At 68.8% G+C, this 14,121-nt stretch carries 12 protein-coding genes and 1 pseudogene; 3 read left to right on the forward strand and 10 right to left on the reverse strand.

All coding sequences use genetic code 11. The features are described from left to right. Window positions 1-1,822, reverse strand: a pseudogene (locus OU682_RS11000) (hypothetical protein); the annotation flags it as partial. 223 nt (window positions 1,823-2,045) lie between these two features. Between OU682_RS11000 and OU682_RS11005 the strand changes: the two are divergent. Continuing rightward, a complete protein-coding gene (locus tag OU682_RS11005; RefSeq protein WP_268942167.1) occupies window positions 2,046-3,125 on the forward strand; it encodes an SIMPL domain-containing protein in 1,080 nt (359 codons plus the stop codon). 39 nt (window positions 3,126-3,164) lie between these two features. Here OU682_RS11005 and OU682_RS11010 read toward each other — a convergent pair whose 3' ends face one another. Then, window positions 3,165-3,608, reverse strand: coding sequence for a GNAT family N-acetyltransferase (locus OU682_RS11010; RefSeq protein ID WP_268942168.1), 444 nt, complete (start codon window positions 3,606-3,608; stop codon window positions 3,165-3,167). Continuing rightward, window positions 3,605-4,444, reverse strand: coding sequence for an AAA family ATPase (locus tag OU682_RS11015; RefSeq protein WP_268942169.1), 840 nt, complete (start codon window positions 4,442-4,444; stop codon window positions 3,605-3,607). The genes OU682_RS11010 and OU682_RS11015 overlap by 4 nt, the downstream gene beginning before the upstream one ends. A gap of 161 nt (window positions 4,445-4,605) precedes the next feature. Here OU682_RS11015 and dksA point away from each other — a divergent pair, with 161 nt between their 5' ends. Both dksA and OU682_RS11025 read left to right on the forward strand, forming a co-directional pair. Further along, window positions 4,606-5,028, forward strand: a complete 423-nt coding sequence (dksA, locus tag OU682_RS11020; RefSeq protein ID WP_268942170.1) for an RNA polymerase-binding protein DksA — start codon at window positions 4,606-4,608, stop codon at window positions 5,026-5,028. 7 nt (window positions 5,029-5,035) lie between these two features. Beyond that, window positions 5,036-6,163: an FAD-dependent oxidoreductase gene (locus OU682_RS11025; protein WP_268942171.1), complete on the forward strand. Its 1,128-nt coding sequence runs from the start codon at window positions 5,036-5,038 to the stop codon at window positions 6,161-6,163. A 65-nt stretch (window positions 6,164-6,228) separates the two neighbouring features. Here OU682_RS11025 and glmM read toward each other — a convergent pair whose 3' ends face one another. The 7 genes from glmM to OU682_RS11060 form a co-directional block, all read right to left on the reverse strand. Beyond that, the gene (gene glmM / locus OU682_RS11030) at window positions 6,229-7,575 is read right to left on the reverse strand and encodes a phosphoglucosamine mutase (RefSeq protein ID WP_268942172.1); all 1,347 of its coding nucleotides are present in this window, start codon (window positions 7,573-7,575) and stop codon (window positions 6,229-6,231) included. Further along, window positions 7,575-8,552 (reverse strand): dihydropteroate synthase, encoded by a 978-nt coding sequence (gene folP, locus OU682_RS11035; protein WP_268942173.1) that lies wholly within the window; start codon window positions 8,550-8,552, stop codon window positions 7,575-7,577. Before folP ends, glmM begins: the two co-directional genes overlap by 1 nt. Then, window positions 8,549-9,331 (reverse strand): dihydroneopterin aldolase, encoded by a 783-nt coding sequence (locus OU682_RS11040; protein WP_268942174.1) that lies wholly within the window; start codon window positions 9,329-9,331, stop codon window positions 8,549-8,551. Before OU682_RS11040 ends, folP begins: the two co-directional genes overlap by 4 nt. Before the next feature lie 55 nt (window positions 9,332-9,386). Continuing rightward, entirely contained in the window at window positions 9,387-10,064 is a 678-nt protein-coding gene (locus OU682_RS11045; RefSeq protein ID WP_268942175.1) for a cell wall hydrolase, read from the reverse strand. Window positions 10,065-10,346: 282 nt separating this feature from the next. Further along, window positions 10,347-12,902, reverse strand: coding sequence for a putative PEP-binding protein (locus tag OU682_RS11050; RefSeq protein WP_268942247.1), 2,556 nt, complete (start codon window positions 12,900-12,902; stop codon window positions 10,347-10,349). Window positions 12,903-12,974: 72 nt separating this feature from the next. Then, window positions 12,975-13,565, reverse strand: coding sequence for a peptidylprolyl isomerase (locus OU682_RS11055; RefSeq protein ID WP_268942176.1), 591 nt, complete (start codon window positions 13,563-13,565; stop codon window positions 12,975-12,977). Continuing rightward, window positions 13,558-14,064: a peptidylprolyl isomerase gene (locus OU682_RS11060; protein ID WP_268942177.1), complete on the reverse strand. Its 507-nt coding sequence runs from the start codon at window positions 14,062-14,064 to the stop codon at window positions 13,558-13,560. The genes OU682_RS11055 and OU682_RS11060 overlap by 8 nt, the downstream gene beginning before the upstream one ends. Window positions 14,065-14,121 lie beyond the last annotated feature (57 nt).

Raw genomic sequence — 14,121 nt, forward strand, 5'->3', positions numbered from 1 at the left:
CCGCATAAGGCCGGGGGTTGGCGGGCACCGCCGGGCGGGCATCCGTCCGGGTGGGGGCGGAGGCGCGCACGGGCGCGACGCGCGGAGGACGGGCCGAGCTTGCCAGTTGCTGCCGGGCCGGGGCCGGGCTGCGTGGCGCGGCTGCGGCTGCGGTTGCGGTGCTGGGCGCGGGTGCGGCGGCGGCAGGCGGGACCTTGGCGGCAGGTGCCGGGGTCGCGGATGCGGCGGCGGCAGGCGGGATCTTGGCGGCAGGTGCCGGGGTCGCGGATGCTGCTGGCGCGGATGCCGTGGCAGTCGGGCGCGGCGCATCGGCCAGATCGCTTGCCATGGTCGCGGCGCTGATGGGCGCCCCGGAGGAGGCAGCGTCCTGGGGTTTCATGGCCTGGGCCAGCGCCTGGCTCAGCGCGTCGTCGCCGGTGGCGGCAGGTGCCTGCGCCTGCGGCTGCGCAGGTGCGGGCAGGGGGCGCGTTGCCGTGACGGTGCCCGGAGTTGCGGCCTCCGGCTGGCTCCGCGCCGGAGCCGGGGCGGGCGGGGTCGCATCAACCGTGGCGGTCTGCGGCTGCGCCGGGGCAGCAGAAGGGGCCGGGGCGGCCAAGGTCGGCTCGGCCGGAGCGGGCACGGTGGCAGGGGGCAGGGCTTCGCCCACGGGTTCGTCCGCCGCCGGGGCTTCAGCCGTTTCGGTCGGCACGGCAGGTTCGAGGAGCGCAGGATCAGGCAGTGCGGGATCGGGCAGTGCGGGATCGGGTGCCGCCGTCTGGGTCGCCGCAGCGACATCGGCAGGCTCCGGGACCGGCGCGGTTTCGACCGGCTGCGGGGCAGGCGCCGGGGCCGCGATCTCCTCTGCCGGGGGCACGGCCTGACCCGAGGGCCTGGAGCCGAAAAAGGCCAGCACGGCCACAAGCGCCAGGACCAGCAGGCCCATCATCACCGGCAGGCGGCCGGGATCCAGGCGGCGCAACCGGGTCAGCACCGAGGGGGCGGGCGCCCCGGCCTCCTCGGGCGCGGCGTCGCGGACGGCGCGGGCCTGGCGCGCCCGCTCATGGACGGCCTGCGCGCGCGGCGGCAGGGGACGCGGCGCGGCCGGAGACCTGGCTTCACCGTGCCGGATCACCGGAGCAGCCGCCGCCGGGGCCGCAGGCGCGACCGCGACGGGCGCGGCCTCGGATGCGGGTTCGGCGGCAACAGGCTGCGCTTCGGGCCGGGTCAGCACCACATGCGGCACGATGCGGGAAATGGCCGTGGCCGGGACTGCAAGCGCCGCCGACGCCTCGACCACGGGATCTGCGACGACCGGATCGGTCACGCGGGCCTGCGCCAGGTCGGGCTCGCTGAAGGGCTGGCGGGTAAGGCGGCCGTCGGCCAGCCGGCTTGGACCGAAATCGGGCTGGCCGTCGAAGCGCGCGTCATCCGGGCGCGCCACGAAGCCCGTGGGGCGGAAGCCCTGCGCGCGGGCGAAATCCTCGGCCTCTTCCAGCGTGCGGCGGGCGACGGCGGCGATGCGCAGCGTCTCGATGTCGCCATCGGCCGAGGGGCACCAGTCGAAGGCCAGCTCCTCGGCCAAATAGGGGGTCATCGCTTCCAGCGCGCGGGCGATGGCCTTCGGGGTGTCCGATCCCACGGGAACGGTCAGGGTCGTGTAAAGGATCTGATCGTCGGGAATGACAAGAACCGTGTCCAGATCGCCCGGCGAAACGCCTGCCCGATCGCGCAGCGCCGCCAGCCGGGCCGTCATCTCGCGCCCGGCAAACTGGGCATGGCCCAGGGGCCGCCAGCCATGCCCGTCGCGATGTTCAAGCAGGACCGCCTCTTGCGTGAAGCTCATGGCAAAGTCAGGCGGCGCAATATGTCTGTTCATGGTATCAATGGCTGCTCGATTACGATCGCGTGTTGAGGCCCGCGATTTGGTGGGGATTGTCCCAGATCTACCGGAAATTGCGGGATGGGGAAAGCGAATCTGGCGCAGCTGTGAACGGATTTGCCTTGAACTGCACCGCCTGGCCCGGTGTTAGCTGTGGCACGGGTTTTTCCGCAAAGAGGACAAGGACATGACACAGGTTTCGCGCAGGCTGGCAAGGGCTGCCCTGGTGGCATCGACGGCGCTGGCGCTTGGCGCCCCGGCCCTGGCCGCGCCCGGCAAGGGCGGCCATCACATGTGCCATCCGGGCATGTCGCGCCTGACCGTCACGGGCGAGGGCGAAGCGCGCGTGGCCCCCGACATGGCGACGATCCAGTTGGGCGTGACCACGCAGGCCCCCAGTGCGGCCGAGGCGATGCGCCAGAATTCCGCGCAGCAGACCTCCGTGATCGAGGCGCTGACCGGCGCAGGGATCGCCCCTGCCGATGTCCAGACCTCGGGCCTGAACCTCAACCCGCTGATGGACTATGGCGAGGGCCGCGCGCCCACGGTGACGGGCTATCAGGCCAGCAACATGGTCTCGGTGCGGGTCAAGGACGTGCCCCGGCTTGGCGAGGTCCTGGACAGCATCGTCACGGCAGGCGCCAACGAGATCAACGGCATCAGCTTCACCCGCGATGACAGTGCCGCCTCGCAGGACGAGGCCCGCCGCGCCGCGGTCACCGACGCGCGCCACAAGGCCGAGGTGCTGGCCGAGGCTGCGGGTCTGACCCTTGGCCCCGTTCTGGTGCTGCGCGATGCCCCGATGCCGGAAGGTCCGCGCCCGATGATGATGGAAGCCCGGGCGGCGGCGGATTCGGCCAAGGTGCCGATCGCCGCGGGCGAGCTGGCGATGGCCGCCCAGGTCGAGATGGAATTCGCCCTGACCGGGCAGGATTGCGGCCCGATGCACGGGCATGAAGGCCATGGGCGGATGCCGGGCCGCGACACCGGCGGACCCTCTCCCGAACGCGATCGCGACCATGGCCGCCTGCCCGAAGGCCATCCCCCGGTGCCGGGCGGCGACACAGGCGCTCCGTCGCCCGAGGCCGAGCGCGACCAGGAACGCCTGCCCGAGGGAAATCCCCCGGCGACGGGCGATGGCGCGGCAGCCCCCGCGCCGGGCGACATGCCCCCGCCGATGGGCACCGATACCGGCGCGCCCGAACCCTCCGAGCCCGTCGTGCCCATGGGCGAGGCCCCGGCCGAGGAGCAGACGCCGGCGAACTGAGCAAAGCGGAAGGGGCGGCCCGTTGATGCCGCCCCTGACCTACAAGGGCCGGTTATAGCGGATGAAGGGCGACCGCACGCCCACGCGGTCATACAGCATCCGGCCTGCGTAGTTGAATTCCTGCGTCAGCCAGTAGACGCGGGGCCGGCCGGCCTGATCGGCTGCGGCATAGACCTCCTCGATCAGCGCGCGGCCCACGCCCTTGCCGCGCGCTTCAGGTGCCGTGAACAGGTCCTGCAGATAGCAGACGCCTTCGGGGAACCACATGTGCGGGTGAAAGACGTAATGCGTCAGGCCAAGCAGGCGGCCGTCATCCTCGGCGACCAAGGCGTGGAAATCCAGGGGATCACCCGCCATCAACCGGTCGAACACCCCGTCGAAGAAATCCTGCGGCAGGTCGCGACGGTCATAGAAGCGATGATAGCCGTCATAAAGTCGCTGCCACTGGTCCTTGTCGCCGGGGCGCAGGGGGCGGACGATCATCGCTGCCGCCGCGCCATGAAGGCCAGTTTCTCGAACAGGGCGACGTCCTGTTCGTTCTTCAGCAGCGCGCCATGCAGGCGCGGCAGCATGGTGTGGGGATCGCGTTTCAGCTCCTCGGGCGCCAGATCCTCGGACAGGATCAGCTTCAGCCAGTCCAGAAGCTCGCTGGTCGAGGGCTTCTTCTTCAGCCCCGGCGTGTCGCGCAGCTCGAAGAACTGGTGCAGCGCCTGATCCAGCAGGGCACGCTTCAGGCCGGGATAATGCACGTCCACGATGGCGCGCAGCGTTTCGGCGTCCGGAAAGCGGATGTAGTGAAAGAAGCAGCGCCGCAGAAAGGCGTCGGGCAGTTCCTTTTCATTGTTCGAGGTGATGACGACCACCGGCCTGTGCGCGGCCCTTATGGTCTCGCCCGTCTCGTAAACGTGAAACTCCATCCGGTCGAGTTCCTGCAGAAGGTCGTTCGGAAACTCGATATCCGCCTTGTCGATTTCGTCGATCAGCAGCACGACTTTCTGCGGCGCCTCGAAGGCCTGCCACAGCTTGCCCTTGCGGATATAGTTCGACACGTCATGGACCCGCGCATCTCCCAACTGGCTGTCGCGCAGCCGGCTGACGGCGTCGTATTCATACAACCCCTGTTGTGCCTTCGTGGTTGATTTCACGTGCCATTCGATGATCGGAAGGGACAGGCTTCCGGCCACCTGCCGGGCCAGTTCGGTCTTGCCGGTGCCGGGCTCGCCCTTGACCAGCAGGGGGCGTTCCAGCGTCACGGCGGCATTGACCGCTATCGCCAGATCGGGCGGGGCGACATATCGGTCGGTGCCGGTGAACTGCATCAAACTCTCCTTTCAGGTGAACCGGTTGTGGCACGGCAACGTCCGGAGTTGCTGTTGATTAGTCCTAAACGTTTCGCCTTTTGACAAGAAGCACGTCATACTTTAAGGGGGCGCGCAAGGGTGCCGGTTCGAGTTGCAGCCGGCTCTGCCGGAGAGGATTTATGAAAGCCCAGACCTTCCTGCCTCAGGATTATCGTCCCGCCGAGGATGAGCCCTTTATGAACGACCGGCAGCTTGAATATTTCCGGCGCAAGCTGGAAACCTGGAAACAGGAACTGCTGGACCAATCGGCCGAGACGCTGGAAGGCCTGCAGGACAGCGCCCGGTCCGTCCCGGACCTTGCCGACCGCGCCAGCGAGGAAACCGACCGCGCGCTGGAGCTTCGGACGCGCGACCGCCAGCGCAAGCTGGTCAGCAAGATCGACGCGGCCCTGCGCCGGATCGAGACGGGTGAATACGGTTATTGCGAGATGACGGGCGAACCGATCAGCCTCAAGCGGCTGGACGCGCGCCCGATCGCCACCATGACGCTGGAAGCGCAGGAACGCCACGAGCGGCGCGAGCGGGTTCATCGCGACGACTGATCCCTCGGTGTCGGGTGCCCTGCAATCGCGGCCTGTGACCATCGTCGGCGGCGGCGTCGCGGGCCTGACTGCTGCGCTTGCGCTGCGCAGGCGCGGCGCCGAGGTCACCGTTCTGGAACGCGCCCCCGCCATTGCCGAGGTCGGGGCGGGCTTGCAGCTTTCGCCCAATGCGATGCGGGTGCTGGACGCGCTTGGCCTTGGCCCGGCGCTTGACGCCATGTCGCTGCCAAGCCGGGCAGTGCGGCTGCGCGATGCCCAGGGTGCCGAGGTCGTGCGGCTGGATCTGGCCCGCCATCGGCCCGACGCCCGTTTCCGCCTGATCCATCGCGCCCGGCTGATCGAGGTCCTGGAACAGGCGGCCCTTTCCGCCGGGGCGCGAATCGAACTGGGGCGGGATGTCGCCACGCCTCCGGACGGGCCGCTGCTGATCGGCGCCGATGGCCTGCACAGCCGCATCCGCGCCGCGCTGAACGGGCGAGAGGTTCCCTTCTTCACCGGCCAGACTGCCTGGCGGGCGGTGATTTCCCATGAAGACCAGACGCCCGAGGCGCAGGTCTTCATGGGCGCCGGCCGCCATCTGGTCAGCTATCCCCTGGCGGGCGGCTTGCGCAACATCGTGGCCGTGCTGGAAACGCGCGACTGGCAGGACGAAGGCTGGTCCCATCCCGACGATCCCGCCAATCTGCGCGCGGCCTTCGCCGACTTCCGCGGCCCGGTGCCGGACTGGCTGGCGCAGGTCCATGCCGTCCATGTCTGGGGGCTGTTCCTGCACCAGGTCGCGGCGCGTTGGCAGGATGGGCGCATGGCGATCCTGGGCGATGCCGCGCATCCGACACTGCCCTTCATGGCGCAGGGCGCCTGCATGGCGATCGAGGATGCCTGGATCCTGGCCGCCTCTCTGGACGCGACGCCGGACCAGGCGACCGCCCTGTCCCGATACGAGAACCTGCGCAAGCCGCGCACGTCCCGCATCGTGGCCGCCGCCAGGGACAACGCGCGCAACTATCACCTGAGCGGGCCCAAGCGCCTTGCCGCCCATGCCGCGCTGCGGATCGGGGGCCTCATTGCCCCTTCAGCGCTGCTGTCGCGCTTCGACTGGATCTATGACTTCGATCCGGTGGCAGAGGCGGGCTGACCTCTCGTTCTGGTCAAGATATCCCATGGGGATCCGGGGGTGTGAAACCCCCGGCGCCTGCGGCGTCAGGCCGCCTTTTCAACCGCCGCGACGATCCCGTCCACGACCTCGCGCAGGACGGTCTCGTTCTCGGCCTCGGCCATGACGCGGATCAGGGATTCGGTGCCCGACTTGCGGATCAGCACGCGGCCGGTGCCTGCCAGGCGCGCCTCGGCATCGGCGATGACGGCGCGAACCTCGGCCGCCGACAGCGGATCGGCGCCCGCGGCATAGCGCACATTCTTCAGCAGTTGCGGCACGGGATCGAACTGCGCGGCAAGCGTGCTGGCGTTCTGGCCTGTTTCGGCCATGGCCGCCAGGAACTGCATGGCCGCGATCAGCCCGTCGCCGGTGGTGGCATAGTCGGTCATCACGATATGGCCCGACTGCTCGCCGCCCAGGTTGAAGCCGCCCTCGCGCATCCGCTCGACCACGTAGCGGTCGCCCACCTTGGTGCGTTCCAGCCGCAGGCCCTGGCCTTGCAGGAAATGTTCCAGCCCCAGGTTCGACATCACAGTCGCGACCAGCGCATTGCCGCGCAGCCGCCCTTGTTGCGCCCAGCGGGCCGCCATCAGCGCCATGATCTGGTCGCCGTCGGCGACGCGGCCTTTCTCGTCGATGATGATGACCCGGTCGGCATCGCCGTCCAGGCTGATGCCCAGATGCGCGCCATGGTCCAGAACCGCCCGCGCGCAGGCCTCGGGGTGAGTCGAGCCGACGCCTGCATTGATGTTCCGCCCGTCGGGATCGACCCCGATGCGAATCACGTCGGCGCCCAGTTCCCACAGCACGTCCGGCGCGGCGCGATAAGCCGCGCCGTTGGCGCAGTCGATCACCACCTTCAGCCCGTCCAGCCGCTGGCCTGCGGGGAAGGTCGTCTTGGCATATTCGACATAGCGGCCGCGGCCGTCGTCGATCCGCCTGGCCCGGCCGATATTGGCGGGCTGCGCGGGAATGATCTCTCCGGCGACGATGCGCTCGATCTCGGCCTCGGCCTCGTCGGACAGCTTGAAGCCGTCGGGGCCGAAGAACTTGATGCCGTTGTCCTCGGCCGGGTTGTGGCTGGCCGAGATCATGATGCCCACATCCGCCCGCATTGATCGGGTCAGGAAACCCACGGCGGGCGTCGGCACCGGGCCCAGCAGCAGCACGTTCATGCCGGTGCTGGTCAGCCCCGCCGTCAGCGCGTTTTCCAGCATGTATCCCGACAGGCGCGTGTCCTTGCCGATCACCACGCGATGCACGCTGTCATGCCCGTCGCGGCGGAAATACCGGCCGGCAGCGGCGCCAAGGCGCAGCGCCATCTCGGCCGTCATGGGGTGGGTATTGGCGCGGCCGCGAACGCCGTCGGTCCCGAACAAGCCTCTGCTCATCATTCTGCCTTTTCGTTGTCATTGACGGCCTGCCACAGCCGCAACCCTTGAACCAGACCGCGAACGTCATGGACGCGGTGAACCTGTATACCCTGCGCGACGGCCGCAAGGGTCAGCGCAAGCGTGCCGGGCGAACGGTCGGCAGGAACCTCTGCCCCGCCTATCGCGCCGATGAACCGCTTGCGCGAGACGCCCAGCAGGATCGCGCAGCCAAGCCCATGATACAGCGAAATCCGCCGTAGAATGGCAAGATTATGTGCCTGCGTCTTGCCAAAGCCGATGCCGGGATCGACGACGATGCGGCTTCGCGGGATGCCCGCCGCCTCGGCCCGGCGGATGCGGGCCTCCAGCGCGTCATAGACATCCAGCAGCACGTCGTCATAGCGCGGATCGTCCTGCATGGTCGCAGGCAGCCCCTGGGCGTGCATCAGGCAGACCGGCACCTGCGCACGCGCCACCAGCGGGGCCAGCGCAGGGTCGAAGTCAAATCCCGACACGTCGTTGATCATCGCCGCCCCGGCCTCAAGCGCGGCCTGCGCCACGGCGGCCTTGCGGGTGTCGGCGGAAACGGGGGCGCTGCCGGACAGCGCGCGGATCGGTGGCGCGATGCGGTCGATCTCCTCGGGCACGGGCACCTCGGCCGAGCCGGGACGGGTCGATTCGCCGCCGATGTCCAGGATGTCCGCGCCCTCGTGGATCAGTTGCCGGCCGTGGCGGACCGGATCATAGCTGCCGCCGTCCGAGAAGCTGTCCGGGGTGGCATTCACGATGCCCATGACGCGGGGGCGATCCAGCGACAGGCCTGTCAGATCGGCGCGAGGGGCTGTCAGCGCTGCCAGCACGGCAGGCGGGATTTCGTTGCTGACCCGGGGCGTGCAGCCGCGTTCCAGAACCTCGACCTGCGAAAAGCGCGTCCAGCCCCCGGCAAGGACATGGCGGCCATGGGGGATGGGCAGGGGGCGATAATAAAGCGTCATCCCGCGGCCCCTGGGATGCTGCCTGCGGCAATCCCGTCAGGCGGTGTGGGCAGCGTGGCTGTTGTCGCGAAATCCACGCGATCCGCCGACAGGCGAGAGGCCAGCCAGAAGGCCAGGGCGGGGGCTTCCGCAGGGGTTGCGGGGGCTTCGACTGCCAGCCGTGCGGGTGCCCAGACGACGGGACGTTCGTCGCGGATGGCCGCGTCCAGTTCGGTGCGCGTCTCGGCGACCTCGACGCCCAGGGTCGCAGCGAGGATCCAGGCGGCCTGGTCAAGACCCAGCAGGGCGATGCGCCGGGGGTTGCCGCCTTGCGGCGGGGGTCCCGCAGGGGTGGCAGGCAGCAGGATCACGGCGCCTTGCGGCAGGGTCGCGGGATGGCCCACGACGATCCGCGCGGGCAGGTGCTGCCGGACGACTTCCATCCGGCCCGCGTCCCGGCTGATCGTGATGCCCAGGGCGCCGGGCACCCGGTCCAGCTTTTCCACGCAGACCTCGATCCGGGCGGCGCGGGGATCGGCCAGAACCTCGGCCGCAATGCGCTCGGCCAGGGTCTCGACCAGGTTGTAGCGCTGGTCGGCCAGGGCAGTCTCGATCGCCTGGACCAGAACGTCATAGGACAGGATGCGATCCACATGGTCGTCCGTCCCGCCCACGGGATCGCGCAGATCGACCGTCAGGTTGAAGCGCAGGCGCTGCGTCTGGCCGCGCTCGGACTGGAAGGCGCCGATCTCGGCTTCGATGACATGGTCGCGCAGGTGGATGCGGTCAGGCTGGTTCATGCCTGCCATTCACAGGAAATCCCGCCCGCAGGCAAGCCCACCCGCACGGAGCCCCTCAGTTCGAGGCGACCTGCCGGCCGCCGGGGCGATAGAAGATGTGCCGCCCGATCTGCACCGTGCGTTGGAAGCGGCGCGACCAGGAGGGGCTGACCGCGGGAGTGTGGAAATAGGTGGCCCCGCCGGTCAGGACGCGCGGCGCGCCAGACAGCGCGCGGCGCGCGATGTCGCGGGCGCGCAGATAGGCTGCCTTGTTGCCGATCGCCTTGCGTCCGCCGATGGTGTAGCTGAACTGGCTGGGCTGGTTCACCACCCCGCAGACCGAGGAGGGAAATTTCCTGCTGTCCACGCGGTTCAGGATCACCTCGGCCACGGCGGCCTGGCCTTGTCTGCTTTCGCCGCGCGCCTCGTGATAGATCGCCTCGGCCAGGCAGTTCAGGTCGCGCTCGTCAAAGCGGCCCCGCGCGGTCTTGGCGCTGCTGGCAAGAAACAGGTGGGCGTCGGGATTTTCTTCCAGAACAGGGTTTTCCACCTTCACAGGATCGGCACCCGTGTATAGAAGCGGCTTCGGTCGGGACGCATGCCCGACATGGGCGGCAGCCCGGGTCGGGGCCTCGAAAAGCCCTGAGTTGGTCGTGAAAAGCGATCCGTTGCCCGCCAGGGCGCTTGTCGCAGTCAGGGTCAGGGCGGCGGCGCACAGGCAAAACGGCGCCAACCGCTGAAGCAGCGTTTTCATAAGCATTCCCATAACCTTGCCGAGTGGACAGGTCGTTAACAGCGCCGCGGGACCAAGGCAGATGGCAGGCCGCGGGATCAGCGGAATGATTACGGTTTTAGGGACCGGCCGGGCGACCGTACTTTTCCGCGAGCAGCCCGGAAGCCGTCAAATCGCCTGTTTTCGGCGGCATCCTGCCGGCCTCGAAAACCCGGACCGGCAGATTTCGGCAAGGGCAGGCGGAACTAGGTCCACTTCGGACCTAATTACAGGGACTTAAATGCGGAAAATCTGATTCGTTTTCTAGCCGAATCGCCGGTTTTCAGGATCGCGCAAACGCGCCCGAAGCGCCGATTGCGCCGCCGCCAGGCGGGCCACCGGCACCCGGAAGGGCGAGCAGGAGACATAGTCGAAGCCCGCCTCATGGCAGAAGGCGATCGATTCGGGGTTGCCGCCATGTTCCCCGCAGACGGAAATGGTGATCTGCGGGCGCTGCTGGCGGGCGCGCTGCGCCCCCATCAGCAGCAGTTCACCCACGCCGTCCTGGTCCAGGCAGTGGAAGGGATCTTCCTCATAGACATGCTGGCCGACATAGGTGCCCATGAAGCGCCCGGCATCGTCGCGCGACAGGCCGTAGGTCATCTGGGTCAGGTCGTTCGTGCCGAAGGACAGGAAGGCGGAATGGGCGGCGATGTCGCCCGCCCGCAGGCAGGCGCGGGGCGTTTCAACCATCACCCCCAGGCGATAGGCAAAGTCGGTGCGCCGGTCGTTCTTCACGGCGGCGGCGACCGCGTCGATGCGGTTCTTGACCAGCTCGACCTCTCGCATGGCGCTGACGAGGGGGATCATGATCTCGGGGACCACGGGCTCGCCCTTGCGGCTGGCATCCACGGTCGCCTCGAAGATGGCGCGGGCCTGCATGTCATAAATCTCGGGGACAGTGATCCCCAGCCGGACCCCGCGCATCCCCAGCATCGGATTGAATTCGGTCAGGGCCTCGACCCGGCGGGTCACGTCGGACAGGGGCAGGTCCAGGGAATCGGCCAGTTCGCGCAAGCCCTCGCGGTCATGGGGCAGGAATTCGTGCAAGGGGGGATCGAACAGGCGGATGGTGACGGGCAACCCGGCCATGATCTCGAACAGCGCGGTGAAGTCCTGGCGCTGCATGGGCAGGATGCGGTCCAGGGCCAGGCGGCGATCCTCGGGCTTGTCGGCAAAGATCATCTCGCGCATGGCGGGCAGGCGGTCGGCGTCGAAGAACATGTGTTCCGTCCGGCACAGCCCGATGCCCTGCGCATTGAAGCGCCGCGCGGTCATCGCGTCCTCGGGCGTGTCGGCATTGGCGCGCACGCCGATGCCGCCCGCCGCGTCGGCCCAATCCAGAAGCTGGGAAAAGTTGTCGTCCAGCGCCGGTTCCAGAAGAGGCACGCGGCCCGCCAGAACCTCTCCGGTCGATCCGTCGATGGTGATCTCGTCCCCTTCCAGCAGCGTGACCTCGCCCGCGCGCAGGGTGCGGTGGCGGGCGTCGATGCTGATGCCGGATGCGCCGACGATGCAGGGCAGGCCCATGCCGCGCGCGATCACCGCCGCATGGCTGGTCGTGCCGCCGCGTTCGGTCAGGACACCCACGGATGCGTGCATGCCGCGCACATCCTCGGGGGCGGTTTCGCGGCGGACCAGGATGCAGGCCTCGTCCCGCGCCGCCGAGGCCTGGGCTGCCGCGGCGGTAAAGACGATCCGGCCGGTGGCGGCGCCGGGACTGGCGTTGATGCCGCGGGCGATCACCTCGCGCGGGGCGCGCGGATCGACCTGCTGGTGCAGCAGATCCGCCAGGGCGCGGGGTTCGACGCGCATCACCGCCTCGGATTCCGGGATGATGCCGTCGCGCGCCAGGGCCACGGCGATGCGGACGCTGGCGCGCGAGGTGCGCTGCACCCGTGTCGCGTCGATGACCGAAACCTGGCCTTCCATGACCACGAACTCGATCTGCATTTCCTCTCGCAGCCGTTCGCGGGCGGCGACGCCGAAGCGGATCAGGTCGGCAAAGACCTCGGGGGCGGTTTCCTCCAGCGAGGGGCCGCGTTCGTCGCGGGTCAGGAACTGCGTCTCGGCCCCGGCGCCTTCGGTGTCGCCGTGATGCTGGCGGCGAAAGCGGCCGGTGACGCGGGGCGCGCCGGTGACGGAATCGACGAACTGGATGCTGCCCGACCCGCAGAGGCCCGGCCCCAGGCCAAGCGCCATCTGCTGGACGACCAGCCCAAGGGGCGCGTCAGGCGGCGCGCCCTTGGCCTGCCGCAGCAGCCGGGCGGTCGGGCCTTCCCAGGCCCGCGCCATGGAGCGCAGCACCTCGGCCAGCTGGGTGGCGGGGTCTTGGGGAAAATCCTCGTCCGTTTCCTCGCGGTAAAGACGCAGGGCCTCGGCCAGGGCATTCTCGCCCTCCTGGGCGAACATGTCGGGATCGAGCCGGGCGATATGGATCGCATAGCTTTGGACAAAACGGCGATACAGCGTGTCGGCATTGGCCTTGCCGATGCGCCGCGCTAGCCGGTCATGGGTCTGGTCGTTGATGCCGACATTCAGCACCGTCCGGGGTCCCCCCCATTCCGGCATCAGGGCCGAGGGGCGGACGCTGACCAGTCCGTCGCCTTCCGTGAACAGGTCCGACAGCGCGCCCAGGTCCGCGCGCTTGCCGGTGGCGATCGACTGCACCGTTTCCGCGGGGATGGCAAAGCTGCGCGGCACCGGCAGGCGCATCCGGACCAGCCGCTGCAGGCATTTCGCCCGCCAGCCGTGACAAGCGCGCTCGACCCCGGCCGAGGGGGTAATTTCGGTCACGTCAGGAAGGTCGCGCGGTTCCATGTCGCGCGAAAGATAGGCGCGCGACAGCCGATGCTGCAAGTGCGAAAAAGGGGGCCGCGGCCCCCTTCGACGTCATTCGACGATCGTGACCTTTGCCATGTAGTCGGGCGCCTCGACCGCGCCATTGGCGTTCGCATCGCCCTTCTTGATCCCGGTCAGCACGTCCCAGCCATCGACCAGCTGGCCCACGACCGTGTATTGCCCGTCCAGGAAGGTCGCGGGCGCCAGGTCGATGAAGAACTGGCTGTTGGCGCTGTTCGGGTCCTGGGCGCGCGCCATGCCAACGGTGCCCGCCTGGAACGAGACATCGTTGAACTCGGCCTCCAGGTCCGGCAGGTCGGATCCGCCGGTGCCGGCCATGGCCGTGCTGGCGCCGTCATGCTTGCCATGCTCCACGTCACCGGTCTGGGCCATGAAGCCGTCGATGACGCGGTGGAAGACCACGCCGTCATAGGCGCCGGATTTCGCCAGCTCCACCAGCCGCGCGACATGGTTCGGGGCCTTGTCGGCCAGCAGGTCCAGGGTGATGGTGCCCTTGGCGGTGCCGTCGGAGCCCGCGACCTCGATCACCATGTTCGGGCCGGGGCCATCCTCGTGGGCGGGTTCCTGGGCGAAACCGGCGGAGGCGGCCAGAACGAATGCGGGGATCAGCAGCTTACGCATCGGCAGCCACCTTGACCGAGATCATGCGGTCCGGGTTCGCGGGCGGCTCGCCCCGCGCGATCTTGTCCACATGCTCCATCCCCGAGATCACGCGGCCGTAAACGGTGTACTGGCCGTTCAGGAAGTGGTTGTCCTTGAAGTTGATGAAGAACTGGCTGTTGGCGCTGTTCGGGTTCATCGAGCGCGCGGCGCCCAGGGTGCCGCGGTCATGGGGCAGCTTGGAGAACTCTGCCGGAAGATCCGGCAGGTCCGATCCGCCGGTGCCCGCGCGGCCGGGGTTGTAGTCCTGTTCCATGTTGGCGTGCTGCACGTCGCCGGTCTGGGCCATGAAGCCCTCGATCACGCGGTGGAAGGCCACGTTGTCGTATTTTCCGGCGCGGGCCAGTTCCTTCATGCGCTCGGCATGCTTGGGGGCGACATCGGTCAGAAGCTCGATGACGACGGGGCCGTCCTTCAGCTCGATGATGATGGTGTTTTCGGGATCGGTGATCTCGGCCATGCGGCCCTCCTTTGCCACGTTCGGTCCTTGGTCTAGGGCTTTGCCGCCCCAAGGGCA

It is taken from the genome of Paracoccus benzoatiresistens, assembly GCF_026913015.1.
GTDB lineage: Bacteria > Pseudomonadota > Alphaproteobacteria > Rhodobacterales > Rhodobacteraceae > Paracoccus > Paracoccus benzoatiresistens.

Coding starts and splice junctions, on each gene's coding strand:
- OU682_RS11015 (WP_268942169.1), bottom strand. CDS start 4,444: ATGCAGTTCACCGGCACCGACCGATATGTCGCCCCGCCCGATCTGGCG.
- glmM (WP_268942172.1), bottom strand. CDS start 7,575: ATGAGCAGAGGCTTGTTCGGGACCGACGGCGTTCGCGGCCGCGCCAAT.
- OU682_RS11010 (WP_268942168.1), bottom strand. CDS start 3,608: ATGATCGTCCGCCCCCTGCGCCCCGGCGACAAGGACCAGTGGCAGCGA.
- OU682_RS11005 (WP_268942167.1), top strand. CDS start 2,046: ATGACACAGGTTTCGCGCAGGCTGGCAAGGGCTGCCCTGGTGGCATCG.
- OU682_RS11040 (WP_268942174.1), bottom strand. CDS start 9,331: ATGAACCAGCCTGACCGCATCCACCTGCGCGACCATGTCATCGAAGCC.
- OU682_RS11050 (WP_268942247.1), bottom strand. CDS start 12,902: ATGGAACCGCGCGACCTTCCTGACGTGACCGAAATTACCCCCTCGGCC.
- OU682_RS11060 (WP_268942177.1), bottom strand. CDS start 14,064: ATGGCCGAGATCACCGATCCCGAAAACACCATCATCATCGAGCTGAAG.
- OU682_RS11045 (WP_268942175.1), bottom strand. CDS start 10,064: ATGAAAACGCTGCTTCAGCGGTTGGCGCCGTTTTGCCTGTGCGCCGCC.
- folP (WP_268942173.1), bottom strand. CDS start 8,552: ATGACGCTTTATTATCGCCCCCTGCCCATCCCCCATGGCCGCCATGTC.
- OU682_RS11055 (WP_268942176.1), bottom strand. CDS start 13,565: ATGCGTAAGCTGCTGATCCCCGCATTCGTTCTGGCCGCCTCCGCCGGT.
- dksA (WP_268942170.1), top strand. CDS start 4,606: ATGAAAGCCCAGACCTTCCTGCCTCAGGATTATCGTCCCGCCGAGGAT.